28 protein-coding genes are annotated in these 24,048 nt (G+C 61.8%); 25 read left to right on the top strand and 3 right to left on the bottom strand.

Features of this window, described 5'->3' with window-relative positions; genetic code table 11:
• The first annotated feature begins 9 nt into the window (after positions 1–9).
• From LC343_RS19955 to LC343_RS19895, 13 genes are all read left to right on the top strand, one after another.
• Positions 10–1,266 (top strand): flagellar hook protein FlgE, encoded by a 1,257-nt coding sequence (locus LC343_RS19955; RefSeq protein ID WP_223478939.1) that lies wholly within the window; start codon positions 10–12, stop codon positions 1,264–1,266.
• A gap of 83 nt (positions 1,267–1,349) precedes the next feature.
• A complete protein-coding gene (gene flgK, locus LC343_RS19950) occupies positions 1,350–2,813 on the top strand; it encodes a flagellar hook-associated protein FlgK (RefSeq protein WP_223478938.1) in 1,464 nt (487 codons plus the stop codon).
• Positions 2,814–2,815: 2 nt separating this feature from the next.
• Positions 2,816–3,856 carry a flagellar hook-associated family protein gene (locus tag LC343_RS19945; RefSeq protein ID WP_223478937.1) on the top strand — a complete coding sequence of 347 codons (1,041 nt, stop codon included), beginning with the start codon at positions 2,816–2,818 and terminating at the stop codon, positions 3,854–3,856.
• Between the two features lie 34 nt (positions 3,857–3,890).
• A complete protein-coding gene (gene flaF, locus LC343_RS19940) occupies positions 3,891–4,238 on the top strand; it encodes a flagellar biosynthesis regulator FlaF (protein WP_223478936.1) in 348 nt (115 codons plus the stop codon).
• On the top strand, positions 4,235–4,687 hold the full coding sequence (gene flbT / locus LC343_RS19935; protein ID WP_223478935.1) for a flagellar biosynthesis repressor FlbT: 453 nt from the start codon (positions 4,235–4,237) through the stop codon (positions 4,685–4,687). The genes flaF and flbT overlap by 4 nt, the downstream gene beginning before the upstream one ends.
• Before the next feature lie 5 nt (positions 4,688–4,692).
• Complete coding sequence (flgD, locus tag LC343_RS19930; RefSeq protein ID WP_223478934.1) at positions 4,693–5,085, top strand: flagellar hook assembly protein FlgD; 393 nt, start codon at positions 4,693–4,695, stop codon at positions 5,083–5,085.
• Positions 5,085–5,351, top strand: a complete 267-nt coding sequence (locus LC343_RS19925; protein WP_223478933.1) for a flagellar biosynthetic protein FliQ — start codon at positions 5,085–5,087, stop codon at positions 5,349–5,351. The genes flgD and LC343_RS19925 overlap by 1 nt, the downstream gene beginning before the upstream one ends.
• 93 nt (positions 5,352–5,444) lie before the next feature.
• Positions 5,445–7,529: a flagellar biosynthesis protein FlhA gene (gene flhA, locus LC343_RS19920; protein ID WP_223478932.1), complete on the top strand. Its 2,085-nt coding sequence runs from the start codon at positions 5,445–5,447 to the stop codon at positions 7,527–7,529.
• A complete protein-coding gene (locus LC343_RS19915) occupies positions 7,526–8,281 on the top strand; it encodes a flagellar biosynthetic protein FliR (protein ID WP_223478931.1) in 756 nt (251 codons plus the stop codon). Before flhA ends, LC343_RS19915 begins: the two co-directional genes overlap by 4 nt.
• Before the next feature lies 1 nt (position 8,282).
• Positions 8,283–8,699 carry a hypothetical protein gene (locus tag LC343_RS19910; RefSeq protein WP_223478930.1) on the top strand — a complete coding sequence of 139 codons (417 nt, stop codon included), beginning with the start codon at positions 8,283–8,285 and terminating at the stop codon, positions 8,697–8,699.
• A 36-nt stretch (positions 8,700–8,735) separates the two neighbouring features.
• Complete coding sequence (locus LC343_RS19905; RefSeq protein WP_223478929.1) at positions 8,736–9,278, top strand: rod-binding protein; 543 nt, start codon at positions 8,736–8,738, stop codon at positions 9,276–9,278.
• Between the two features lie 31 nt (positions 9,279–9,309).
• On the top strand, positions 9,310–9,705 hold the full coding sequence (locus LC343_RS19900; RefSeq protein ID WP_223478928.1) for a hypothetical protein: 396 nt from the start codon (positions 9,310–9,312) through the stop codon (positions 9,703–9,705).
• Complete coding sequence (locus LC343_RS19895; RefSeq protein WP_223478927.1) at positions 9,702–10,190, top strand: hypothetical protein; 489 nt, start codon at positions 9,702–9,704, stop codon at positions 10,188–10,190. The genes LC343_RS19900 and LC343_RS19895 overlap by 4 nt, the downstream gene beginning before the upstream one ends.
• Before the next feature lie 6 nt (positions 10,191–10,196).
• On the opposite strand, the gene LC343_RS19890 is transcribed toward LC343_RS19895, so the two are convergent.
• Positions 10,197–10,631: a hypothetical protein gene (locus LC343_RS19890; RefSeq protein WP_223478926.1), complete on the bottom strand. Its 435-nt coding sequence runs from the start codon at positions 10,629–10,631 to the stop codon at positions 10,197–10,199.
• Positions 10,632–11,010: 379 nt separating this feature from the next.
• Here LC343_RS19890 and LC343_RS19885 point away from each other — a divergent pair, with 379 nt between their 5' ends.
• The 11 genes from LC343_RS19885 to LC343_RS19835 all read left to right on the top strand — a co-directional run bounded on the left by LC343_RS19885 (position 11,011) and on the right by LC343_RS19835 (position 20,304).
• Positions 11,011–11,586, top strand: a complete 576-nt coding sequence (locus LC343_RS19885) for a helix-turn-helix transcriptional regulator (RefSeq protein WP_223478925.1) — start codon at positions 11,011–11,013, stop codon at positions 11,584–11,586.
• Positions 11,587–11,721: 135 nt separating this feature from the next.
• Positions 11,722–13,713, top strand: coding sequence for a methyl-accepting chemotaxis protein (locus LC343_RS19880; RefSeq protein ID WP_223478924.1), 1,992 nt, complete (start codon positions 11,722–11,724; stop codon positions 13,711–13,713).
• A gap of 3 nt (positions 13,714–13,716) precedes the next feature.
• Positions 13,717–14,055 (top strand): STAS domain-containing protein, encoded by a 339-nt coding sequence (locus LC343_RS19875; protein WP_223478923.1) that lies wholly within the window; start codon positions 13,717–13,719, stop codon positions 14,053–14,055.
• Positions 14,048–14,413, top strand: coding sequence for a response regulator (locus tag LC343_RS19870; protein WP_223478922.1), 366 nt, complete (start codon positions 14,048–14,050; stop codon positions 14,411–14,413). The genes LC343_RS19875 and LC343_RS19870 overlap by 8 nt, the downstream gene beginning before the upstream one ends.
• Before the next feature lie 10 nt (positions 14,414–14,423).
• Positions 14,424–16,661 carry a chemotaxis protein CheA gene (locus LC343_RS19865; RefSeq protein ID WP_223478921.1) on the top strand — a complete coding sequence of 746 codons (2,238 nt, stop codon included), beginning with the start codon at positions 14,424–14,426 and terminating at the stop codon, positions 16,659–16,661.
• Positions 16,662–16,666: 5 nt separating this feature from the next.
• Positions 16,667–17,134, top strand: a complete 468-nt coding sequence (locus LC343_RS19860; RefSeq protein WP_223478920.1) for a chemotaxis protein CheW — start codon at positions 16,667–16,669, stop codon at positions 17,132–17,134.
• Entirely contained in the window at positions 17,131–18,009 is an 879-nt protein-coding gene (locus tag LC343_RS19855) for a CheR family methyltransferase (protein ID WP_223478919.1), read from the top strand. The genes LC343_RS19860 and LC343_RS19855 overlap by 4 nt, the downstream gene beginning before the upstream one ends.
• Positions 18,006–19,067 carry a protein-glutamate methylesterase/protein-glutamine glutaminase gene (locus LC343_RS19850; protein WP_223478918.1) on the top strand — a complete coding sequence of 354 codons (1,062 nt, stop codon included), beginning with the start codon at positions 18,006–18,008 and terminating at the stop codon, positions 19,065–19,067. The genes LC343_RS19855 and LC343_RS19850 overlap by 4 nt, the downstream gene beginning before the upstream one ends.
• Positions 19,054–19,443: a response regulator gene (locus LC343_RS19845; protein WP_223478917.1), complete on the top strand. Its 390-nt coding sequence runs from the start codon at positions 19,054–19,056 to the stop codon at positions 19,441–19,443. Before LC343_RS19850 ends, LC343_RS19845 begins: the two co-directional genes overlap by 14 nt.
• The gene (locus LC343_RS19840) at positions 19,440–19,976 is read left to right on the top strand and encodes a chemotaxis protein CheD (RefSeq protein WP_223478916.1); all 537 of its coding nucleotides are present in this window, start codon (positions 19,440–19,442) and stop codon (positions 19,974–19,976) included. Before LC343_RS19845 ends, LC343_RS19840 begins: the two co-directional genes overlap by 4 nt.
• Positions 19,960–20,304, top strand: coding sequence for a hypothetical protein (locus LC343_RS19835; protein ID WP_223478915.1), 345 nt, complete (start codon positions 19,960–19,962; stop codon positions 20,302–20,304). Before LC343_RS19840 ends, LC343_RS19835 begins: the two co-directional genes overlap by 17 nt.
• Before the next feature lie 54 nt (positions 20,305–20,358).
• Here the strand turns inward: LC343_RS19835 and LC343_RS19830 are convergent, their stop codons facing one another.
• Entirely contained in the window at positions 20,359–21,306 is a 948-nt protein-coding gene (locus LC343_RS19830) for a diguanylate cyclase domain-containing protein (RefSeq protein ID WP_223478914.1), read from the bottom strand.
• Positions 21,307–21,496: 190 nt separating this feature from the next.
• Between LC343_RS19830 and LC343_RS19825 the strand changes: the two genes are divergently transcribed.
• On the top strand, positions 21,497–23,011 hold the full coding sequence (locus LC343_RS19825) for a methyl-accepting chemotaxis protein (protein WP_223478913.1): 1,515 nt from the start codon (positions 21,497–21,499) through the stop codon (positions 23,009–23,011).
• Between the two features lie 53 nt (positions 23,012–23,064).
• Here the strand turns inward: LC343_RS19825 and LC343_RS19820 are convergent.
• Positions 23,065–24,048 (bottom strand): Gfo/Idh/MocA family protein (locus tag LC343_RS19820; RefSeq protein WP_223478912.1); only part of this gene is annotated, 984 nt, incomplete at its 5' end.

Raw genomic sequence — 24,048 nt, 5'->3', positions numbered from 1 at the left:
GATGTCCTCATGAGCCTCTACGGAATGATGCGGACCGGCGTGTCCGGAATGCAAGGCCAGGCCAGCAAGCTATCGACGATCGCCGATAATATCGCGAACGCAAACACGAACGGCTACAAGCGGTTCGGCGTCGATTTCTCGACGCTGGTGGTGAACGGCTCGACCGGGACATACAATTCGGGCGGCGTCGTCACCACGGTCCGCCAGGCCGTGACCCAGGACGGCGTCCTCCAGCCGTCGAATTCCTCCTCCGATCTGGCGATCGACGGCAACGGGTTCTTCGTTGTCCAGGACAACGATGGAAACTCCTTCCTGACGCGTGCCGGCTCCTTCGTGCCCAATGCGCAAGGCGAACTCGTCAACGCCGCGGGTTACTATCTCTCGGGCTACAGCTACGCCAATGGCGATCCGTCCGTCGTGGTCAACGGTTTCGCCGGTCTCGAGCGGGTGCAGATCAACAGCGGCGATCTTGAGGCATCCCCTTCGACGGAGGCGCTCTTTGAAGCGAACCTGCCGTCCTCGTCGGAAATCGTGACTGGCAGCCTGCCGTCATCGAACGCGAGCGGCGCCGAATTTTCGCACAAGGCCTCGATGGTCGCCTACGACAATCTCGGCGGACAGGTCATCCTCGACGTCTATTACACCAAGACGGCGAACAACACCTGGGAAGTCGCGATCTACGACCAGGCCGATGCGGCGGCGGATACTTCGTTCCCCTATGCCTCCGCGGCCTTGCAAACGGAAACGATCAGCTTCGATCCGGTGACGGGCGATCTTGCCACCGGCAGCCCGACATCGATCACGGTCAACGTCCCGGACGGCGCGGCGCTCGAAATCGATCTCTCGGAACTGACCCAGCTTTCGACCGGCTTCGTGGACGTGGATATTACGATCAACGGCAACGCGCCCGCGACGATCGAGCGTGTCAATTTCAGCGACGACGGAATCGTCTACGCGCAATATACCGACGGCTCCTCGCAGCCTCTTTTCCGCATACCCGTGGCGAGCGTGAACAGCCCCGACCAGCTCGATTCGCTTTCGGGCAATGTGTTCCAGGCCAGCGAGGACTCGGGAGAAATCCGGCTCGGTTTCGCGGCGCAGGGCGAGTACGGCTCGATCGTGTCCGGTGCCGTCGAGTCGTCCAATGTGGATATCGCCGAGGAACTCACGGAGATGATCCAGTCTCAGCGCAACTACACGGCAAACTCCAAGGTGTTCCAGACAGGTTCCGACCTGATGGACGTCCTGTTGAACCTCAAGCGCTGATGGATGATGGTCGCCTTTCGCTTACCCATATTTGGTCGATCCGCGCGCCGGCGCATTGACCGGACCGTTCGGGTGGCCTGACCATGTCTCTCACCGCGGCGATCAGGACAGCGCAGAATTCCTTGATGAATACCGCGCGTCAGACGATCGTGACGACTCGCAACATCACCGAGGCGTCCAACGAGAACTATGTGCGACGCGACGCCGTTGTGGTCAGCAGCCTGAACGGCGCGCGGGTCGTCGATGTCCGCCGCAACAGCGACCAGGACCTGCTTCGCGACAGCCTGCGCGCCTTGTCCAACAGCACCGCGCAATCCTTCATCAGTTCGGGCGCGGATCGCCTGCAACGGCTGGTCAACGGGACCGATAATTCGACAGCGCCTTCAACGCTCCTCGCCGCATTCGAGGACGCGCTCCAGCTCTATTCGTCGGATCCGTCCAATACTCTGCTCGCATCCTCGGCGGTCTATTCGGCCAAGGAGGTCGCAGACGGGCTGAACAGCGCGTCGCTCGCCATCCAAGAATATCGCGGCGACATCGATCAGGACATCTCGAACTCCGTGTCCGCGCTGAACGATCTCCTGGTGTCCTTCAAGCAGGTCAATGACGAGGTCATCCAGGGGACGCGAGTCGGCGCCGACATCAATGACGCCCTCGACGAGCGCGACACGATACTCAAGCGGATCTCCGAATTTGTCCCGGTCTCCGTCGTGCAGCGGGACGGCAATGACTTCGCGCTTTACACCGGGCAGGGGGTAACCCTGTTCGAGACCGTGCCTCGCTCGGTCACCTTCGAACCGCTGAATTCCTATTCGCCGGGCATGACCGGCAACGCGATCCGCATCGACGGCGTGCCGATCATCGGCGGCGACGGTGCCAACACCGATTCCGTTGGCTCGCTCGCCGCCATGGTGCAGATGCGCGACGACATTGCGGTGCAATTGCAAAGCCAGCTCGACGAGGTCGCGCGCGGTCTGGTCACGAACTTCGCCGAAACCGATACAAGTGGCGGCACCGCGCCGGCTATGGCCGGCCTCTTCACCTATGCGGGCGGTCCAGCCATCCCTGCGACGGGAACGGTGAGCAGTGGTATCGCCGTGACGCTCTCTGTCAACGCGGCCTTCGACCCCTCCATTGGCGGCGATCCCGAACTTCTGCGTGACGGCGGCGCGAACGGCGCGGCCTATGTCGCCAACACCACCGGCGGCGCGGGCTATGCAGACCGGTTGATCGACTATGCCGAGCGCATGAACGATCCCTTGCCGACGGATATCGGCGCGGGCATCGCCGGCATCTATTCGGTCTCCGGCTATGCCGAGTCGTCGCTCGGATGGCTGGAGTCGCTGCGCAAGACCGCGACGGAAGCCGCTGATTCCAAGACCGCCCTCTATGAGAGGCTGGACGGTGCGCTGCAATCCGCCACCGGCGTCAATATCGACGAGGAAATGGCGATTCTGATCAATCTCGAGCAGTCATACGAGGCCTCGGCACGCATCATTCGCGCGGTCGACGAGATGCTCGATGTCCTCATGGCGGCGGTGAACTAGCCATGAAGACCTCCGCCATTTCCTCGCTCGCCGTATCCCTCGCCCTGCGCAACAGCACGGCGAGGCTGCAGGGCTCTCTGCCGGGCCTGCAGCAGGAGGTTGTCAATGGCAAGCACAATGACGTCGGTCTGGCGCTTGGCGCCGAGACCCGCAAACTCGCCTCCTTCGTTGCCGATATCGACCACACCCAGCGCCTGATCGATACCAACGAGCAGGTCGGTACCAGGTTGACCGCGACGCAGGAAAGCATGACGCGGATGAACAACCTCGCCGACGAATTGACCAATGCGGTCGGTATCGTGATGGGCCATTCAGGACAGAATTATGCGGCCCGTCAGACGGCGGAGAACGTCATCGCGGAGATGACCTCGATCCTCAATACGCAGGTCAACGGCGTGTTCGTGTTTTCCGGCCTCAACGCCGACGAAAAGCCGATGAGCGACTACGAAACCGGTGGCGCGAAGGCGGCGTTCGACACCGCGTTCCAGACCTATTTCGGCTTTGGCAAGAACGACGCAGCGGCCGCCTCGATCACCCGTGCGCAGATCGACGATTTCATGACCACGCAGGTCGAGCCGATGTTCCTCGGCGCCGGCTGGAACACAAACATGTCGTCGGCGACCGACGAGGTCATGGTGTCGCGGATTTCGGCGGAGGTCACCGCGAATACGTCCGTCAGCGCCAATGAAAGTTCGTTTCGGCATCTGATGCTGGCGTCCGTCGTCGCGACCGAACTCTATGACAGCGCAATGGGTGCCGAAGCAATTTCCGGCGTATCGGAATACGTGATCTCCAATGCCGGAACCGCCGCTGGCAGCCTGACTGAGCTTCAGGGCCAGGTCGGTCTTGTCCAGGAGCGCGTCGAGCGCGCCAACGAAGCGCTGATCTCGCAGAAATCGCTGCTTGAGACATTCGCCAGCGAGCTCGAATCGGTCGATCCCTACGAGAAGTCGATCGAGCTCAACACGCTTCTGACGCAGATCGAGGTGTCCTATTCGGTCACCGCGCGCATCCAGCAGCTCTCTCTCATGAATTACCTCTAACGTAGCGTCAGCAAACAACCATGGTCGGTACAAAATGATAATGTTGCGATACGCCGAGATCGAAGAAGATTCTCCCGCCGACGCCCGCGAGCGCGAACGGCAACTTCTGGATCAGTCGATCGAGCTTCTCGAAAAGGCCGACCGGGAGGGACCGAAATCCTTCGCACGCGTGGACGCCATCCATTTCACGATCCGGCTCTGGTCGGCATTGCTCGAGGATCTTGCAAGTCCGGACAATGCGCTCCCCAAGGAATTGCGGGCAAACCTGATCTCCATCGGCATCTGGATCCTTCGGGAATCAGACAAGATCCGCAAGGACGAGTCCGACAACATCAAGGGGATCGTGGACATCACGAAAATCATCAGGGGCGGAATGTCATGAAGAGTTCTTTCAAGATATTTCTGAAGGCGAATGAGCGCATCTTCATCAATGGTGCGGTGATCCGCGTGGACCGCAAGGTCTCGCTGGAGTTGCTGAACGACGTCCAGTTCCTGTTGGAAAACCATGTCCTGCAGGCCGAGGACGCGACCACGCCGCTGCGCCAGCTCTATTTCATCGTCCAGGTGATGGTGATGTCGCCCAACGACAAGGAAGCGGCGATGCCGCTGTTCCGCGAAAGCCTGCCCGCCCTCATCGCGGCCTTCAGCAACCAGAAGATCCTCACCGAGCTCAAACACGTGGATCGGCTGGTAACGGAGGAAAAATACTACGAGGCGCTGAAAACCATTCGCGGCCTCTATGCCGTTGAAGAAGAGATCCTGCAAAACAATCCGGCCGCAGTCAGGGTCCTGAAGGAAACCGCGCCGGTGAAAGAAGCGATAGCGGGGTAACCAGCATGACCGAGGTAACCAGCGCCACCAGCGCGACATCGACGGCCGCCGTATCGACCGCCAAATCCCAGGTCGATTACGAGTCGTTCCTCAAGCTCCTGGTCGCGGAACTGAAGCACCAGGATCCGACGGAGCCGATGGATTCCACGGAATATGTCGCCCAGCTCGCGACATTCTCGAATGTCGAGCAGGGAATCCAGACCAACAACAAACTCGATGACCTGATCCAGATGAGCTACCTCCAGCAGGCCGGCTCGATCATCGGGCGCACGCTGACGACGCCCGACGGCGAAGTTACGGGCGAAATCAAGGAAGTGCGCGTCTTCGACGACGGCATCGCCGCCGTGCTCGAAAATGGCGAGCAGGTGGTCATCGGCGGCGGCGTCACGATCAGCTGATGAGTGAGGCCGACGCCCTCGACATCGTGCAATTCGCGATCTGGACGGTCCTCGTCACATCGGCGCCGGCCGTCCTCATCGCGATGATCGTCGGCGTCGGCATCGCGCTGGTCCAGGCGTTGACGCAGGTCCAGGAAATCACCCTCACATTCGTGCCCAAGATCATCGCGATCTTCCTGACCGTCTCTGTGTCGGCGCCCTTCATCGGCTCGCAGATCGGGCGGCTTACAGACGTTGTCTTCAGCCGCATCGCCACGGGTTTCTGACCCGTCTCGCCACGCGACCAAAGCCTGGCGCAAGGCTGGCGTGATATCGCGGATGGATGAACCGCCACTCCAGCCCCGGCAGAGACAGTTTCCTTGGCCAGCATTGATGTCGCCAGCAAGCCCGAGATAGCCAACGGGCGCGATGTTGCTTTCGCCATCGGCATCGTCGTGATGCTGGCGATCCTGTTCCTTCCCGTACCCGTCTTCCTGATCGATTTCGGCCTCGCGCTGTCGCTCGCCTTCTCGGTGCTGATCCTGATGGTGGCGCTGTGGATCTCGAAACCGCTCGATTTCTCGTCCTTCCCGACGATCCTGCTGATCGCCACCATGCTACGCCTGTCGCTCAACATCGCGACCACGCGCACCATCCTCTCGGAAGGCCAGCACGGCACCGAGGCTGCGGGGCATGTGATCGGGGGCTTCTCCAGCTTCGTGATGAGCGGCGACTTCGTCATCGGGCTGGTGGTTTTCTTCATCCTGGTGGTCGTCAACTTCCTGGTCATCACCAAGGGCTCCACGCGTATCGCGGAAGTCGGCGCGCGCTTCACGCTCGATGCCATTCCCGGCAAGCAGATGTCGATCGACGCCGATTTGTCGGCCGGCATGATCAATGACGAGGAGGCCCGCGCCCGGCGCAAGGAACTGGAGGAGGAGAGTTCCTTCTACGGCTCGATGGACGGCGCATCGAAATTCGTGCGTGGCGACGCGATCGCCGGACTGATCATCACTGTCATCAACATCGTTGGCGGCATCGTGATCGGTTACACCCGCCACGGCATGTCGATCTCGGAGGCGGTGGACGTCTTCACCAAGCTTTCGGTCGGCGACGGTCTCGTGTCGCAGATACCTGCGCTGATCGTTTCGCTTGCCGCGGGTCTTCTGGTCTCCAAAGGCGGCACGATCGGCTCCGCCGACAAGGCGGTGCTGGACCAGCTCGGCAAATATCCCCGCGCGCTCTTCGTGGCGGCGGCCATGCTCGCGGCCCTGAGCCTGATGCCGGGGCTGCCCTTCATTCCTTTCATGGCGCTCGCGGGTATTCTCGCCGGGATCGGTTACATGCGCCCGCTGGCCGCCCAGCGCCGCGCGGCCGAGGAACAGCAGAAAGTCGACGACGCCCGCACCCAGCGCGAGGAAGAGGAGCGCGATTCGATCAAGGAATCGCTTCGCGCCACCGAACTCGAACTCGTTCTCGGAAAGCAACTGGCGGCCAAGCTCGTTCCGAGCCGGCAGGAAATGGCGTTCCGGATGAAGAAGATGCGCAAGCGCTTCGCCACCGATTACGGCTTCATCGTTCCCGATATCCAGATCACCGACGATTACGGGATCTCGCCGAAGGTCTATCAGATCAAGGTTCACGGCACCGTCGTCGCCGAATACGATCTCAGGATCGGTGAACTGATGGTGTTCGCGGAACCCGCCCAGCTCAAGGGCATCCCCTTCGAAAAGGTCAGGGAACCGGCCTACGGAATCGATGCGCTGTCGGTGCCCGAGACCTTCGCCGACGATCTGAAGACTGCGCGCATCGCGACCGCCGACAATGTCGCGGTGGTGCTGACCCATCTCAGCGAGGTCATCCGCAACAACCTGCCGCAGCTCTTCTCCTACAAGACCATGAAGGCTGTCGTGGAGCGGCTCGACCCGGAATATCGCAAGCTTACCGAGGAAATCTGCACGACCCATTCCTCCTATCCGGGACTACAGGCGGTTCTCAAGCTGCTGCTCGCCGAGCGCGTGTCGATCCGCAATCTGCCTCTGATCATCGAGGCCGTTGCCGAGATCGCGCCGTCGACGCGTCGCACGGAAACGATCGTCGAGCATGTGCGCGGGCGCATCGCGCAACAATTGTGTGGCGACATCACCGAGCATGGCGTGCTTCATGTTTTGAGGCTCGGCAACCGCTGGGACATGGTGTTCCGCGAAAGCCTCAAGCGCGACGCCAAGGGCGACATTCACCAGTTCGACATCGATCCCCGCCTGCTGGAGGAGTTCGGCAACGACATCAACAAGGTGATCGAGGGCTACAAGAAGCAGAACCGGCGCTTCGCCATCGTCACCTCGCCCGAGGCGCGCCCTTATGTGCGCATGATCGTCGAGCGCATGCACCCCGACACCCCGGTCCTGTCGCACCTCGAAATCGGCAAGGGCATGGAGATCAGAATCCTCGGGACCGTCTCGTGATCGCCGCGCTGTCGGCGGATATCCTCGCTGCGTTTCTCGTCTTTTGCCGCGTCGGCGCGTGTTTCATGGTTCTGCCGGGCATGTCGAGCGCCCGTGTTTCGCCGCAGATTCGCATCCTGGCGGCGCTCGCGGTGGCCGTCGCCGTTTCGTCCATCATCGGCGTGCTGATGCGCGATTTCCTGGCCGATCCAAGCCCGGCGACCTTGCTGCGCCTGATCGTCAGCGAGACCATCATCGGCACGTTTTTTGGCCTGATCGCGCGCTACTATCTGCTCGCCCTGGAGTTCATCATAACCGGCGTCGGCATGTCGATCGGCTATGGCGGCATGCTCGGCGTCAATATCGACGGCTTCGAGATGCAGTCGGCGCTCACCGCCTTCCTGTCTCTTTCCGCCCTGATGATCCTTTTCACGCTGGACTTTCATCACGTCGTCATCGGCGCGCTTCTCGGCTCCTACGACATCATGCCGCTGGACCGGTTCCCCGATACACGCATCCTGCTCGTCGATCTCGTCGACGTTCTGCGCGAGAGCTTCCTTGTCGCGTTGCGCCTCGGCAGTCCCTTCATTGGATTCGCCATCATCATCAATCTGGGCGTCGGTCTTCTCAACAAGCTGTCGGTCCAGATTCCGATCTACTTCATCTCGCTGCCTTTCGTGCTCGCGATCGGGCTCACCATCATGTATTTCTCGGTGCCCTACATGCTGAGTCTGTTCGGCGACGGGTTCTCCGGGATGTACGGGCTGCGCTGAGATGGACGGGCAGAGGACGGATTTCGGCCGGCTCCTGCGCTTGCAGCGCGCGGTCAAGGCCGTCTGCGAACGCGACCTCGCCGATGCGCGGAACCGCGTCGCGTCCGCGGAACAATCGATCCGCGAGCTCCAGCGCGCGCTTTCCGGCGGCAATCCCGTCCTCGACCTGTTTCCGGATCTTGTCGCGCGTCGCCTCGAGAACACGATGATCGAGAAGGCCGACGCCGAACGGCATGCCGGGGAGGCGGGGCGAAAGCTTCTGCGCGAGAAGAAGAAGCTGGAGGCGATCGAGGAGCGTCACGCTGAACAGCGCGCCACCGATGCGCGCGCCGGCGAAAACGCGGCCCAGTCCGAAACGATCGACCAGCGGCTCGCGCGCTATCTGTCAGCTTCAAGCAAGATTGGCGGGTTAGGCTGATCGTCAGGCAGTTCAATGTCCGGCGGCAGGAGACGCATGGCGGTCGATTTTCCATCGGATCTCATTCTCGACGTGGCGCGCGCGGCCGATCCGCAGCGCGCGCGAAATGTGGAGACGCGCCTTGCAGGGGCCGCCGGAGGTACCGACGCGTCGAGCATCCTTTCCGAAGCCTCGAAAATCGGCAGGCACCTTTCGCGTGTGCATCAGGGAAAGGATGCGCATGAAGCGGCGAAGGAATTCGAAGCCCTGCTCGTGGCCAACATGATCACCGACATGATGGGCGAGGAAGGTGAGAGCTTCTTCGGCGGCGGATTTGCCGGCGGCGTCTGGAAATCCATGATGGCCGAGCAGATCGCCAGCCAGGTGGTCAAGACGGCCGATTTCGGCGTCGCCGAGAAGATCTCGAATTATTTCGTGCGCTCCGGCGAGGATGTCGCCGCGATTTCCGGCATCAACGACGCCGAGGCCACGCCGAAAGAAAACCGCGCCATCGATGCGGCGCGCACCGGCACCAACGAGATCAGCCGTGACTTCATCCGCAAGATGATGGAGTTCGCCACGCCGGGCGAGAAGGGCTGACCGCCAGGATGGCGATGAAAGGAAGACCGGCATGACGACAGCTACGCGGCCCGCTCAGCGCAAGGGCGTTCTCGGCGCAAAGCAGCTCAAGCTCCTGTTTGCGCGCATCGGCGAAACCATCGAGGCCGAAACGAGGATGTTGCGGTCCAACCCGGTGATCGACCTGACTGCCGCCAACACGCGCAAGAACCGTTGCCTCTACGAACTGAACATCGTCTCACGCGAACTGGCGCGCTTCGAGATCGATGACGAGATCCGCGCCGAACTGAGTGCTTTGCGCAAGAAGGTCGAGGACAACGCCGCGGCGTTGCGCGCCCAAATGACGGCGACGCGTGATGTCATCGGGATTCTCGGCGACGCGATCGAGCGTGCCGAATCCGACGGAACCTATACCTCCGTCTCGCGACTGCCGGCCGGTTACGAATGATCGGTCAGGTTGTCTTCGGTCTGTGGGTCGCCGCGGTCACGCTCGGCGGCATTTATCTCGGCCAGCAGATGGCGCCGGAACCGGCCGCCGACGGGACGGTCGCGGTCGATCACACGCGCTACAACGATTTCAAGACCGACCTGTTCGCCATTCCCTATGTCAACGAAACCGGCATCGTCGGCTATGTGACCGGGCGGTTTACGGTCAAGACGGTCGCCAGGGAAGAGGCGGCCTTGGGCCTGCCGCTCAACACCGTCATGCTGGATGCCCTCAGCCGGCATTTCTACGCCGAGGCGGACAAGCTTGCTCATCCGGACGGCTGGTCGCGTCTGCGCGAATCCATGCAGCGGTTGCGCGAGATCGCCAACGAGACGGCGGGGCGCGAGGTCGTCGCTGACGTGCTCATCGAACAACTCGATTTCTTCGACAAGAACTCCGTGCGCGTGCCGGGCGATTCTCGTTTCGAATCCTCGGAAAACCGCTGAGCGCGATCACTCGAGTTTGTTGGGGTCGATCTGCTCGTAGAACTCCGCCTTGTAGATGACGAACTTGTCGGTCCGCATGCCGACACGTGTTGCGCACACTTCGGGTCCGTCGGCATTCTTTTCGAGAACGGCGGTAAACTGAAGATAGAGGTCGTTGGTCACTTGGGAGACGGCCATGCGCCATTCGTCGGCGTTGCCGCGCGCGTCGTCATATTCCACCCGCATCACACAATAGCCGACCTTGCCGGATTGCGAGTAGATCGGCACCGCCATGGGCGGAAACTTGACCCCGTCACCGCTCGCATGCGAGGCGCCATGCGGATCGGTCGCCGAGTTCGACGGCTGCGCGAGCATGATTTGCAGGTAAACCCCGGCAACCGCCGCGACACAGGCGGTCGCCCCGGTGACGGAGTACCGGACAAGACTGCTGGGTGCGGCCACGCTTTTTCCTCCGGTCGGCTGAACAGTTCGACCGTCATTGTGCCACTATTCGCTTGCGCGGAGCTATTCGGAGGGAGTTGAAACGGTATGTTTCGCCGATTGGCTGGAAAGACAGTTCGCTTCGGGTTACGGTCGTAACCGTTACGGCAACATATGGGAAGTTACCTGTTCGCCGCTCCCGGCGAAGCGTACTCCTGAGCGAATTGAAATCACGCGGAACGCTTCAATGTCGACAGCTCGAATTCCGGATTCCGTAATCGATGGCTTATCCAATGAGACTGTTGATTGCGGCCGAATTGTCGCGGACATAAACACGATCGTCAGTTCTAAGCGATATGCGATTTATCGCCTGATCAGAATCAACGGGCTTCGCGTCGAATTGACGGAATCGACCCTCGATCCGCAAGTCTCCGCCTTCATGTCCGACATCCTGTCCGACGAGAGCTCTGATTTCTCGCGCGCATTGCTGGACCGCGCCGTCCCTTACATATGGGATTTCTCGAGCGATCCGGTCGTCATCCGCCACACCGCGCGCAAGGCCGACCCTGCCTGGCTTGAACTGGCCCGGTCTCGCTTCCATGTCTTCTTCCGCAGAAGCACGCCGGCAGAGACGCTCCTGTACGTCGCCCAGTCCGCATCGGACGAGGACCTGCCGCGCGCCGAGGAAGTGCTGCATTGCCAGGGGCTTTTGCAAGTCGTTTTCGATCAGGTCACGATTGGCGCAAGAGCCCGCTCTGAAACGGAAATTCGCATCACGGTCCGCGAACGCGAATGCCTGCGCTGGTGCGCGGAGGGCAAGACAAGCGACGAGATCGCGATCATCCTTTCGCTGTCGACCCACACGGTCAATCACTACCTGATCAGCGCGACGAAAAAGCTCAATGCCGTCAATCGGATGCATGCGATCACGACGGCGGTGCGGCTGGGTATCCTGGACATCAACAGCGTCCTTTAGGAAATTTAATTTTCGTTAACGTAAATGGGATTACCTAGTCGTGCTTGGTGGCGTTATAGCCCGGCATGAAGCCCATCCAAGTCCCGGCAGATCCGGAATGTGCGATCTACTTCCATTTCTTGGGACCGCTTGGGCATGGGAAATCCCGCCAATTCTGCGACGCGTGGCCGCGCGCCAGCGAAAAGCCGTTGGAACCTGTCCAACGGGCTGAAGCTTTTCGCCGTCGTCATTGCGGTCAATTTTCTCGTCCTGCTCGCTGTTTCCGACTATCGGCAAAACCGGACCAGCATCGGCAGCGCCGCCTACGACAGCATCACGGTCGGTAAGGATTTGATCGCCGACATCCTGCCGCCCTCATCCTACATCGTCGAAGCCTTTCTGACGATCGTGCAGGCCTCGCAGGAACCCTGGAACCGGGACCGCTACTTCGCGGAATACCGGACGCACAAGGACGCCTATTTCGACCAGCTCCAGCGCTGGGAGAAGGCGGCGATTCCCGAACACATCCGCAAGCTCATCACCGTCGATTCGCCGACGGTCCTCGACCGTTTCTGGATCGAGGCGGAGAACAATTTCTTTCCCAAGCTGGAGAACTCCGGCGGCATCGGTCTCGGCGCGGCCGAGATCAAGCAGTCCCTCGATATCCTCAAGGAGCGCTTCCTCCAGCACAAGGCGATCATGGTGCGCGCCTCCGAGGATGCCGAAACCTATCTCGCTTCGGTCGAACGCGACAGCAAAGCGGATATGGCGGCCTTCGGATGGATTTTCCATGTCGCCTTCGGCATCGCATTGCTGATGATCGGGGGTTTCCTGATCGCGCTTCACCGCACCGTCGTTCGCCCGCTCGTCAATATCGCCGGCTACACCGCCGATCTTGCGCATGGCGAAAGCGACGAGGAGGTGCCCTATACCCATCGCGGCGACGAGGTCGGCAGCATCGCGAAGGCCTTGACGATTTTCCGTGAAACGGCGGCCGAAAAGCTTGAAACCGAGCGTCAGGCGGCGATGGACCGCCAGCGCGCCGATAACATCAAGGCGCAGAGCGACGCCGAGTTGGCGGATCGGGCCGAGCAGACGAACATAGCGGTTTCCGCCCTCGCAGAGGCGCTGAGCCGATTATCCGAAGGTGATCTCGACTGTGACATCGTCGAGCCCTTTGATGGCGAACTGGAACGGCTGCGCGTCGATTTCAACATGGCGCTCGGCAAGATCTCCGGCACCTTCGAGAAGATCGCCATGACCGCAACCGGCATCGAATCCGGGTCGCAAGAGATTTTCACCGCCTCCAACGATCTGTCGCGGCGCACCGAGCAGCAGGCCGCGTCCCTTCAGGAAGCGGCCACGACGCTCGAACAGATCACCGCAACGGTCCAGAAATCGTCGGAAGGCGCCGAGAGCTCCATGAAGCTCGTCAACACGGCGCGCGAAGATGCGGAAGCAAGCGGCGGCATCGTCACCAAGGCCCTTGAGGCGATGGCCGACATCGAGAAATCGGCGACCGAAATCAGCCAGATCATCTCGGTGATCGACGAGATCGCGTTCCAGACCAACCTGTTGGCGCTCAATGCGGGGGTCGAAGCGGCGCGCGCCGGTGATGCCGGCAGGGGCTTCGCGGTTGTCGCGCAGGAAGTGCGCGAGCTGGCCCAGCGTTCCGCCGCGGCGGCCAAGGAAATCAAGCAGCTGATCTCCAAATCATCCGGCCAGGTCGCGACCGGCTCGGAACTGGTCAACAAGACCGGCGACACGCTGCATCGCATTGCCGGGCAGGTCGTGGAGATTTCCGGCGCCGTGGAGGTGATCGCCAATGGCGCGATCGAGCAGTCCGTCGCGCTCAAGCAGCTGAATGTTTCCGTCGGCGAAATGGATGAAGTGACCCAGCAGAATGCGGCGATGGCCGAACAGGCCAGCGCGGCGAGCCATTCGCTGACCGAGGAAATCGAGCATCTTGCGCAATTGATCTCGGTATTTCGGGTTTCGGAACAAATCGCCCCGCGCCAGCCTTATCGCGCGCACCGGGAATCGAGGCACGTACGGTCCGCCGACCGTTCGCCGCAGCGGGCGCCGGCCGCCTATCGCGGACGCACCGTCGGCAACGCCGCTCTCAAGGACGAATGGGGAGAGTTCTAGATCATGGCACGCAAATCAGCTGCAAATCCGATGGCCAGTTGCATCGCAGAAGGCGAATCCGGCTACGTGATGACACTTCCGGCGAGCATGCAGGGCGAAACGGCCACGCAGATCGCGGACGCGATCCTGTCCGCCCGCACCAACGCGCTTATTGTCGATGCAACCGCCGTCGAACGCATCGACACGCCCTGCATCCAGGTCCTGATGTCCGCCGCCCGCCTTTGGCGCGAGGACGGCATGTCGCTGACCTGGACCGGGCGATCGACAATTTTCGAGGAAAATCTGGATACGCTCGGCCTTTCGGCCGCTGATTTGGAAGTAGGGGACGCCAATCATGCTTAAGAAGATTTTGACAGTAGATGACTCCCGGACGATGCGGGAAATGCTTCGCCACACGCTCTCGGGCGCCGGTTTCGATGTCGTGACGGCAGAGGATGGTGCCGACGGGATCGAGAAACTTCGCGAATCCCAGCCCGATGTCGTCATCACCGACATCAACATGCCGGTCATGGACGGTTTCGAGTTCATCGAAAACGTCCGCAGTTCCGAACAGTATAACCGTGTGCCGATCCTCGTCCTGACGACGGAGAGCGCGCCTGAGAAGAAACAGCGCGCCCAGAGTGCCGGCGCAACTGGCTGGATCGTCAAGCCCTTCGATCCCGAGAAGCTGACACGGGCCGTCAACCGCGTGATGCCGTAGGACGGAACCCATGAGCCTGGACGACATCAAGGAAACATTCTTCGCCGAATGCGCCGACCAGATGGCGGAGCTTGAGACGGGATTGCACGAGATCCAGTCGTCGGGCCCCGACATGGACACCGTCAACGCCGTCTTTCGCGCGGTTCATTCGATCAAGGGCGGTGCCGGCGCCTTCGGCTACAACGCGTTGGTCTCCTTCGCGCATGTGTTTGAGAATGCGCTGGACGTGATCCGCAACGATCTTTCCCAGGTCAACGAGACCCGGATGGACTTGCTGCTGCGCTCGGTCGACGTCCTGTCCGACGTCATCGAGGCGGAGCGTACCGGTGCTGAGCCGCAGGACAATGCGGCTCTGGCCGGCGAACTGGAGGCATCTTTCGGTCTCGGTGATGCCGAAGAGGCGGCTGAGGAAGACGATGCGCTGGCGGATTTCGCGCCGGTCATGATCGACCTCGGCGATCTGGGGGTCGGCGACGCGCCATCCGGCCACAGCTTCCGCATCTCGTTCATGCCGCATGCGAGCCTCTACCTGAAGGGGCATGATCCATTGCGTCTCTTCCGTGAACTTGCGGAAATGGGAACGCTGAGCGTGACCTGCGACAGCGCCGAACTGCCGAAGCTCAGCGAACTGACACCCGACGAGGCCTATCTCAAATGGCAGGTCGATATCGAGACCGACCGCTCGCGCGAGGATATCGAGGCGGTGTTCGACTGGGTGGACGGCGAATGCGCCCTTTCCATCGAGGAGACAGGCGCACCTGCCATGGATGACGGCGTGGATCTCGATGCGTTCCTTCAGACGCTCGATGAAACCGAGCCGGGTGCCGATATCGATGATTTCGGACAGGATCCCGAGCCGGAAGCCGAAGAGCCGAAAAACCCCGTCGCCGACCTGATCGGGTCGCTTGAGGCAGCCGATATCGGTGCTCCCGCCACTGTCGCCGCTGGTGCGGACGAACCGCAGGAGCAGGTTGTGGACCCCGCCATCGTGCAAGCCGTCGCAGCCGCAGGGCAGCGCGCCGAGAAGAAGGAAGTCAAGAAGGCGAGCCAGACGATCCGGGTCGAATCCGAGAAGGTCGATCGCCTGATCAACCTGATGGGCGAACTGGTGATCAACCAGGCCATGCTGGCCGAACGTATCGGCCAGGCCGGCTTCGGCAATGCGTCTCCCGCCGCGCTCGCTCTGGTCGAATTGCAGAATCTGACGCGCGAGATCCAGAGCGGCGTCATGGCTATCCGCGCGCAACCGGTCAAACCGGTCTTCATGCGCATGTCGCGCATCATCCGCGAGGTCTGCGCCGCCACCGGCAAGAAGGCCATGCTGGAACTCGAAGGCGAGCACACCGAGGTCGATACAACGGTCATCGAAGGCCTGATCGACCCGCTGACGCACATGATCCGCAATGCGGTCGATCACGGCATCGAGGACCCGGAAACCCGCGAGGCCAAAGGAAAACCGGTCCAGGGCACGGTCAGGCTGTCCGCCTATCACAGTTCCGGCCGCATCGTCATCGAAATCAGGGATGACGGCGCCGGCATCAATCGCGAACGCGTGCTCGACAAGGCGATGGAGAAGGGAATCGTCGCCCGCGACGCGAAGCTCTCCGACGACGATATCGACAACCTGATCTTCGCGCCGGGCTTTTCGACGGCCGAGGCGATCACGGACGTCTCGGGCCGCGGTGTCGGCATGGATGTCGTGCGCCAGTCGATCCAGTCGCTGGGCGGCCGGGTCAACATCTCGTCCGATCCCGGCAACGGATCGCTCTTCTCGATGAGCCTGCCTCTGACGCTCGCCGTCCTCGACGGCATGATCGTCAAGGAGGCGGACCAGACGCTGGTGCTCCCCGTTTCTGCGGTGCTTGAAACGGCGACGCTGAAGCCGGGCGACGTCTACACGGTTGGCAGGAACAGCCGTGTCGTGAAGATGCGCAATCAACTGATCCCGATCATCGACGTCGGGTCCCAGCTCGGCTTCGCTGAACCGCGCAGCGACTACACCAGGGGCACGATCATGGTGGTCGAGGGCGGCAAGAACGGCATGGGCGCTTTCGTCGTCGATTCGATCGAGGGCCAGCAACAGGTCGTCATCAAGAGCCTCGAATCCAACTACAAGCGCGTGCCCAGCATCGCCGCCGCCACCATTCTCGGCAACGGTCAGATCGCGCTTATCCTGGATTGCGATCATATCGTTTCGCACCAGGCCGAGGATCCTGGCGCACCCATCATTCAATCCATGGCAGGGTGAACACTATGCAAGACGAACATGAACAGACGACGGTCGGCGGCGAGGAGTTCATTGCATTCCGCGTGGGCGACCAGGAGTTCTGCGTCGAGATCACCTCGACCCGTGAAATCCGCGGCTGGAGCCAGGCGACACGGCTTCCACATTCGCCGGAATACATCGTCGGCGTGATCAATCTGCGCGGTACGATCCTGCCGATCATGGACCTGTCCGCCCGCCTCGGCATGGGATCCAGCACGCCCAGCGAGCGCCACGTCATCATCGTCGTCCAGGTCGGCGAAAAGACAGTCGGCCTGCTTGTCGATTCCGTATCCGACATCCTCGATGTCGGGCCGGATCACCTGCGCCCGGTGCCGGAGGTCAGCCCGTCCATGGCAAGCGAGATGTTCCGAAGGGTCATCGTGATGGACAAGCGCATCATCTGCGAAATCTGCCTCGACGCGATTACGCCCGACATGGAGTTGCAAGCTGCATGATGCCGGCGGTCAATGAGGCGGTAGCGAGTCCCGATCCGAGCCGCGAATATGTCCTGACGGACAAGCAGTTCGCGGCCATATCGAGGCTTGTGCGCGACGAATCCGGCATCAACCTGTCCGATGCCAAGCGCGACCTCGTCTATTCGCGCCTGGTCAAGCGCCTGCGCCGGCTGCATATGCCCGACTTCGGCTCCTATCTCGACCATGTCGGATCGCCGACCGGCGATGGCGAGCGGCGCGAGCTTATCTCCGCCATCACGACCAACGTGACGAATTTCTTCCGCGAGCCGCATCATTTCGAGCATCTGCAACGCGACGTCATGCCCGACCTCGCCAGTCGCCTGAGCCATGGTGAATCGGTGCGTCTGTGGTCCGCTGGTTGCTCTGACGGTCGCGAACCCTACACGATCGCAGCCACTGTCCTGCAGGCGTTTCCTGACGCTGCCAGGCACAATTTGAAGATCCTAGCGAGCGATATCGACCATAATTCTCTGGAGAAGGCGAAACAGGGTCGCTACAGCGCCGAGATGGTCTCGCGCATGCCGCCGGCCGTTCGAGATCGCTATTTCCGGCGTGCCGGCGACGAGGCCGAAGCAGGTCCGCAACTGCGCGAACTGATCGCATTCCGTTATCTCAACCTGCTTGCCGACTGGCCGTTCAAGCAGAAATTCGACGTGATCTTCTGCCGCAACGTGCTGATCTATTTCGAACAGGATTTGCAGGCCCGTATCTTCACCCGTTTCTGCTCCGTGCTGAAGCCGGGCGGCTATCTCTATATCGGCCATTCCGAACGGGTCAGCGGCCCGGTGTCGAAGGATCTCCGGCAGATCGGGATCACCAGCTACATCTATGAGCCGTCAGGGGGAGTTCGATGACCGTACGCACGATCGTCGTTGAAGATTCGCCGTCCATGCAGAAGCTGATCGCGGCGGTGCTCGAAACCGATCCCGATATCAGTGTTGTCGGAACGGCCGCCAATCCCGAAGAGGCGCGCCAGATGATCAAGGCGCTCAATCCCGACGTGATCACGCTGGATATCGAGATGCCGGGCATGAACGGCCTCGATTTCCTCGAGCGTCTGATGCGGTTGCGCCCGATGCCGGTCGTGATGATCTCGAGTTGGACGCGCAAGGGGGCCGACGCCACGGTCGCCGCGCTCGAATTCGGCGCCTTTTCCTGTCTCCCCAAGCCTCGCATGGATGACGAGGCGGCGCTCAAGGAGATGTGCGACAACGTGAAGGCGGCCGCCGCCGCGAAAGTGATCATCAAGGCGCGCAAGGCGGTTGGGGCGCCTGCCGCGCAGGTGCCGGTGTCGAATCCGGGTGTCGGCGCATCACGCTCCGGTCCCGATGTCGTTGCCATCGGCGCATCGACGGGCGGTGTGGAAGCACTGACCGAGGTCCTGACCGGCTTTCCGGCGGATTGCCCGCCGACCCTGGTGACCCAGCACATGCCCGAACATTTCACGCGCAGCTTCGCAGAGCGGTTGAACCGGTTGTGCAGCCCGAATGTCTTTGAGGCCGCGGACGGGATGCCGCTCCGCGCGGGCCACGTCTACATCGCACCCGGCGCGGTCGGCCACCTGACGGTCGCGGGCCGCATGGAGCGGGTATGCCGCATCGTCGCCGGCGAACTGCGGTCCGGCCATCGTCCCTCGGTTGACGTGATGTTCGAATCGGTCGCCGCCGCCTATGGCGGAAAATGCGCCGCCGCCCTGTTGACCGGCATGGGCAGCGACGGCGCGGAAGGTCTTCTGGCGCTCAGGAATGCCGGCGCTCACACCGTCGCCCAGGATCGGGCGACCAGTCTTGTTTACGGAATGCCGGCTGCCGCGGCCAAAATCGGCGCCGCCATTCAGATCCTGCCCTTGAAAGAAATCGCGAATGCCCTGTTCGGCGCTCGTATGGAGGTAAAACAAAATGTCTGTGCTTGACGTCTTGAGGATCATGGTCGTCGACGATCATATTTCCAGTCGCATGGTAACGGTCGAAGCTCTCCAGCAAATGGGCGTGAAACACATAAGTGTCGCCAAGGACGGGCGGGAGGCGTTCCAGAAGCTGAACGCCGAGCCGGTGCATCTGGCGATCTCCGATCTGTACATGCCGGATATCGACGGATTCCAGTTGCTGCGGGCGATCCGTGCCCACCCCAAGCTGGCCAAGACGGGGTTCATCATCCTGACCGGCCGCAAGGACGGCGCGGTCGTGCAGAACGCGGTCAAGCTGGGCGTCAACAACGTCATCGCGAAGCCGTTCACGCCCGATGTCCTCAAGAAGTCGATCGAATCGGTGGTGGGACGCCTCCATTGATTACCGGTACGACCCAGAAGATCCCGATCGTCCAGGGCGATTTCGCCGTTTCGGACGCTGAAGGTGCGGTGATCTCGACGGTGCTTGGCTCCTGTGTGGCCGCTTGCATCTTCGATCCGGTCGCGCGGGTCGGTGGGATGAACCATTTCCTCCTGCCTGGAAATCCCGATCGCGACGGGTCCGATCAGTCGCGCCGATACGGCGTGTTCCTGATGGAGAAACTGCTCAATGGCCTGTTCGAGCGCGGTGCCTTGCGCAGCCGCCTGCAGGTCAAGCTTTTCGGCGGAGCCCGCGTGCTCGATGCACGCAGCGATGCCGGCGCCAAGAATGCCGAATTCGCGACCAATTTCGTCACGAATGAGGGCCTGACGCTGGTTTCCACCAGCCTCGGCGGCTTGCAGGGACGGCGCGTCGAGTTTGCCCCTGTTTCCGGCAAGGCGCGCCAGAAATTCATAGGCATGGCGGTTCCCGAGCCGGAACCCAAGAAAATCAAACGGGAGCTGGAGAGCGTCGGCGATGTCGATTTCTTTTGATGAATTTGACCGGGACGAAAACCCGGTCCGAAAGCTCCGGGAGCAGGCCGAAATTCACCAGTCCGAACTGGTGGGTCTGCTCGTTCAGGAGCTTGCCCTGATCGCGGGTGAGATCGAGGACCTGCCGATTGGTGGCGAGGATTTGACCCCGCAACAGATTGTCGCGATGCAAAAGATCGATTTCTGCCGTCAGCGCCTGATGGAAGTCACGAAGATCATGCAAAACGCCTTCGGTGGGGCGTCGCCATCGACATTGCACGATCTCGAGGAAATTCTCGTGGATGTCGGGTTAGAGCACACGCTGGACGCGTTTCTGCGCACCGGTTGATCCGCACGATTTTGCAGTCGGTTGCATCGTAAAGTAAGTATAAACTTACGGAAACTACGACCCGAAAACCGTTACGCATCCCTTGCCGGCTCGCTTCGAGGTGTAGAGCGCTTTGTCGGCATTCGCGATGAATCGTCCCGTATCGTCGATTCCATGTTCGATCAGCGCCACGCCGGCGCTGGCGCCGATGCGCAATTCCAGCCCGGCCACGTCATAGGGTTGGCGCAGCGCGGTGACGATGTGTTCCGCCCGCGCAGCCGGGCTTTCCAGATCCGCTCGGGGGCACAGAATGGCGAACTCGTCGCCACCGAGCCTCGCGACCAGGCAATCCGCGCCTGCGGCGTCTCGCAGTCTTCCGGCAACCGCCTGCAGCAATTCGTCTCCCACCATGTGGCCATGGCTGTCATTCACCGCCTTGAACTCGTCGAGGTCGATCAGGATCAGCGCCGACGGGTGGCCGTTGTCCGCCTCCCCGCCGGCCGCATCGAGGCGGCTTTGCAGCAGGCGTCGGTTGGCGAGATCGGTAAGCTGGTCGTGAAACGCCATGTGCTCGACTTCGCGCTGCAGCGTCCACAATTCGGTGATGTCGTCATGCGTGCTCAGCCATCCCCCACCCTCCAGCGGATGGCAATTGACCGAGATGATGCGCCCGTCGCGAAGCCGGAAGATCTGCGGCGAGGGCGTGTCCCCACGCGTCATCGCGATATAGCGCGCGGCGCTGTCGGCCCGCTCCTCGGCGGGGTAGGCATCGTTATCGGTACGAAGTTGCACAATCGTATCGAGCGGGGTTCCGGCGACGGCCATTTCCTCGCGCAGCCCGTAGATGTTCATGTAGCGCCGGTTCGCGACAAGCAGGAGGCGGTGGCTGTCATAGAGCGCGATGCCTTGCGACATACAGGCGAGAATGACCTCGATATGCGCTTGCTGACGGCCCAGCCGGGACACCAGGCGCTTGAGTCGCGTCACTTCGTCTTCCTGCACTGTCGCCGGTTTCGTCTGCATGTTCGCCCCATGTATTTCGCGGATTATCCCGATGAACGGATAATTCACGGTTAATGGGCGAAAGCTCACTGCGAGAAATCCCGGTCAAGATTCACGCAACAATTTGCAGGTATACTTTTGGGGGCAAGGACCCGACATGCGCGGGCGGATGCGAACCGGCCCACGGATGGGTCGATTTCGGGAGGAACCGATGGCAAATCACTATCAGACCGGCGTCCGCGTGGTCCTGAACGACGATGACAGGCTCGCGGCTGACGGGCCGCAGCGGGGCGAAGACGCACAGTCTCCCGACGCTGCCGACACGGACAAGCTTGCGCGCGCCGTGTCGCTGGTCGGCGCGCGGCTCGGAAACCTGTCGGTCAATATCGCGGACACGTCCGGAACGGTCGGCGATGTCGCAGCTGATATCGCCAAGGAGGCACAGGCCTTTCACGACCTGACCGGGTCGCTGCACGAGATTGCCTCGACAAGCGGGCAGGCCGCGAGCGTCGCCCGTGAAGCCGCCAATTCCGCCAATTCGGTACGCGACGGACTGACCGACACGACGGGATCGATCGAAAAAGCGCTGGAAGGCGCCATACGCGACATCAAGGACATGGCGGAGTCCTCGAACGAGGTCTTCGGCGAATTCGATGCCGTCGTCGATCAGCTCAGGGAAGTCTACGGTTTCTCCGAATCCATCCAGGGGATTGCCACCGAAACACAGATGTTGGCGATCAATGCCGGGATCATGGCGGCCCATGCGGGCGATGCCGGGCGCGGCTTCTCTGTCGTCGCCGAGTCCGTGCGCCAACTGGCGAACCAGACCGAACAGGTCTCGCGCGACATCATTACCCGGCTGCGCGATCTGAGCGCATCCGTTCAGGTGCTGCAGAAACAGAACCGGTCGAACGCCGAAAAGGCTGCCGCCGCAGTCGACCGGTCGGCCACGATCGATGCCGATCTGCGCAAGTTCCATGTATTCGGCGAGAACGTCGCCGCGATGACTGCCGACATATCCGGCATTTGCGAACCGGTGGAACGCGCCAACATGATCTGCGGCTCCGTCCTCGAGAAGGTGACCGACCTCGACCGCATGGCGCAGGACAACGCCGCCAAGCTCGCCGACACCACGACGAAGTTCGAGCATCTCGTCTCGTTCTCCGAGGACATGATCCTGCTGGTGGAGGAAAGCGGGATCGAGACGGCGGACACGCCGATCATTCGCGCCTGTATCGCCGAAGCGGCGAAAACGGCCAGGATCTTCGAGGATGCCGTCAATGCGGGCCGGATCTCGATGTCCGCATTGTTCGACGAGCGCTATCGCCCGATCCCGGGATCGAACCCGCAGCAGGTCCTGACCGATTTCACGCAGTTCACCGATGCGGTCATGCCGCCGATCCAGGAAGCCTTTCTCGGCGTCGATCCGCGCGTCGTGTTCTGCGCAGCCATCGACCGGAACGGCTATCTGCCCACGCACAACAGGAAATATTCCAGCCCGCAATCGGACGATCCCGTGTGGAACGCGGCGAATTGCCGTAATCGCCGGATCTTCAGCGACAGGACCGGGCTGGCGGCGGGCCGCAACACCAAGACATTCCTGCTGCAGACCTACCGCCGCGACATGGGCGGCGGCAAGTTCCAGCTGATGAAAGACCTCTCCTCGCCGATCATGGTCAAGGGGCGGCACTGGGGCGGACTGCGCGTCGGTTTCTCCACCGACTGACCGCCCGTCGCACCCCGAGGCCTCCGCCCGCGGCCCATTCCTGGCGACGCGGGCTATTTCACGTAGGAGCGGAAATTCACCCAGCTTCCGCCGCGCTTCGAGGAATCGACGCAGGCGGTCACGAAAGCGACGCCCGCGACACCCTCGGCAATACCGGGGAAGGTAACCTCGCCGGGAACGGGCTTACCTTCGCGATGCGCCGCGATGGCGAGCGCCGCTTCCGTGTAGATGTTGGCGAAGCCTTCCAGGTAGCCTTCCGGATGACCACCCGGCACGCGGCTGACCCGCTGGCCGACTTCGGTCGCGCCCGCACCGTTGCGGGTGAGCAGGCGCTTCGGCTCGCCGAGCGGCGTGTACCAGAGATAGTTCGGGTCTTCCTGCGCCCATTCCAGTCCGGCTTTTTCGCCATAGATGCGCAGCTTCAATGCGTTTTCGTTGCCCGGCGCGACCTGGCTGCACCACAGCATGCCCTTGGCCCCGCCTGAAAAACGCATCAGCACATGACCGTTGTCATCGACCTGCCGGCCCTCGACGAAGCTGTCGAGATCGGCGCAAAGCTGCTCCAGTTCGAGGCCTGAAACGAAACTCGCCAGATTGAAGGCATGGGTGCCGATATCGCCGGTCGAGCCGCCGGCGCCGGTTTGCGCCGGGTCGGTGCGCCAGCCGGCCTGTTTCGAGCCGGTCTTTTCCAGCGGCTCCGACAGCCAGTCCTGCGCATACTCCACCTGGACGAGCCTGATCTTGCCCAGTTCGCCGCTGGCCACCATCTCGCGGGCCTGCCGGATCATCGGGTAGCCGGTATAGTTGTGCGTCAGCACGAACAGCGCGCCGGAATTTTCGGCGGCCTTGGCCAGCTTGCGCGCATCGGGCAGCGTCGAGGTAAGCGGCTTGTCGCAGATCACGTGGATGCCGCGCTTCAGGAATTCGCGCGCCACCGGATAGTGCATGTGGTTGGGCGTCACGATGGCGACCGCCTCGATGCCGTTCTTCAGCCGTGCCTCGCGCTTCGCCATCTCGACGAAATCGCCATAGGCGCG

Origin of the sequence: Oricola indica, assembly GCF_019966595.1 — a bacterium.
In the GTDB taxonomy this organism is placed as follows: Bacteria; Pseudomonadota; Alphaproteobacteria; order Rhizobiales; family Rhizobiaceae; genus Oricola; species Oricola indica.
This window is presented reverse-complemented; position numbering and strand designations above follow the sequence as displayed.

What these genes read in the sequence shown, in the direction of transcription:
- flaF (WP_223478936.1), top strand. Translation starts at nt 3,891, where the DNA reads ATGATAATGTTGCGATACGCCGAGATCGAAGAAGATTCTCCCGCCGAC.
- LC343_RS19830 (WP_223478914.1), bottom strand. Translation starts at nt 21,306, where the DNA reads ATGCAGACGAAACCGGCGACAGTGCAGGAAGACGAAGTGACGCGACTC.
- flgD (WP_223478934.1), top strand. Translation starts at nt 4,693, where the DNA reads ATGACCGAGGTAACCAGCGCCACCAGCGCGACATCGACGGCCGCCGTA.
- LC343_RS19955 (WP_223478939.1), top strand. Translation starts at nt 10, where the DNA reads ATGAGCCTCTACGGAATGATGCGGACCGGCGTGTCCGGAATGCAAGGC.
- LC343_RS19945 (WP_223478937.1), top strand. Translation starts at nt 2,816, where the DNA reads ATGAAGACCTCCGCCATTTCCTCGCTCGCCGTATCCCTCGCCCTGCGC.
- LC343_RS19855 (WP_223478919.1), top strand. Translation starts at nt 17,131, where the DNA reads ATGATGCCGGCGGTCAATGAGGCGGTAGCGAGTCCCGATCCGAGCCGC.
- LC343_RS19925 (WP_223478933.1), top strand. Translation starts at nt 5,085, where the DNA reads ATGAGTGAGGCCGACGCCCTCGACATCGTGCAATTCGCGATCTGGACG.
- flgK (WP_223478938.1), top strand. Translation starts at nt 1,350, where the DNA reads ATGTCTCTCACCGCGGCGATCAGGACAGCGCAGAATTCCTTGATGAAT.
- LC343_RS19835 (WP_223478915.1), top strand. Translation starts at nt 19,960, where the DNA reads ATGTCGATTTCTTTTGATGAATTTGACCGGGACGAAAACCCGGTCCGA.
- LC343_RS19825 (WP_223478913.1), top strand. Translation starts at nt 21,497, where the DNA reads ATGGCAAATCACTATCAGACCGGCGTCCGCGTGGTCCTGAACGACGAT.
- LC343_RS19910 (WP_223478930.1), top strand. Translation starts at nt 8,283, where the DNA reads ATGGACGGGCAGAGGACGGATTTCGGCCGGCTCCTGCGCTTGCAGCGC.
- LC343_RS19880 (WP_223478924.1), top strand. Translation starts at nt 11,722, where the DNA reads ATGGGAAATCCCGCCAATTCTGCGACGCGTGGCCGCGCGCCAGCGAAA.
- LC343_RS19845 (WP_223478917.1), top strand. Translation starts at nt 19,054, where the DNA reads ATGTCTGTGCTTGACGTCTTGAGGATCATGGTCGTCGACGATCATATT.
- LC343_RS19870 (WP_223478922.1), top strand. Translation starts at nt 14,048, where the DNA reads ATGCTTAAGAAGATTTTGACAGTAGATGACTCCCGGACGATGCGGGAA.
- LC343_RS19860 (WP_223478920.1), top strand. Translation starts at nt 16,667, where the DNA reads ATGCAAGACGAACATGAACAGACGACGGTCGGCGGCGAGGAGTTCATT.
- LC343_RS19865 (WP_223478921.1), top strand. Translation starts at nt 14,424, where the DNA reads ATGAGCCTGGACGACATCAAGGAAACATTCTTCGCCGAATGCGCCGAC.
- flbT (WP_223478935.1), top strand. Translation starts at nt 4,235, where the DNA reads ATGAAGAGTTCTTTCAAGATATTTCTGAAGGCGAATGAGCGCATCTTC.
- LC343_RS19895 (WP_223478927.1), top strand. Translation starts at nt 9,702, where the DNA reads ATGATCGGTCAGGTTGTCTTCGGTCTGTGGGTCGCCGCGGTCACGCTC.
- LC343_RS19900 (WP_223478928.1), top strand. Translation starts at nt 9,310, where the DNA reads ATGACGACAGCTACGCGGCCCGCTCAGCGCAAGGGCGTTCTCGGCGCA.
- LC343_RS19850 (WP_223478918.1), top strand. Translation starts at nt 18,006, where the DNA reads ATGACCGTACGCACGATCGTCGTTGAAGATTCGCCGTCCATGCAGAAG.
- LC343_RS19905 (WP_223478929.1), top strand. Translation starts at nt 8,736, where the DNA reads ATGGCGGTCGATTTTCCATCGGATCTCATTCTCGACGTGGCGCGCGCG.
- LC343_RS19875 (WP_223478923.1), top strand. Translation starts at nt 13,717, where the DNA reads ATGGCACGCAAATCAGCTGCAAATCCGATGGCCAGTTGCATCGCAGAA.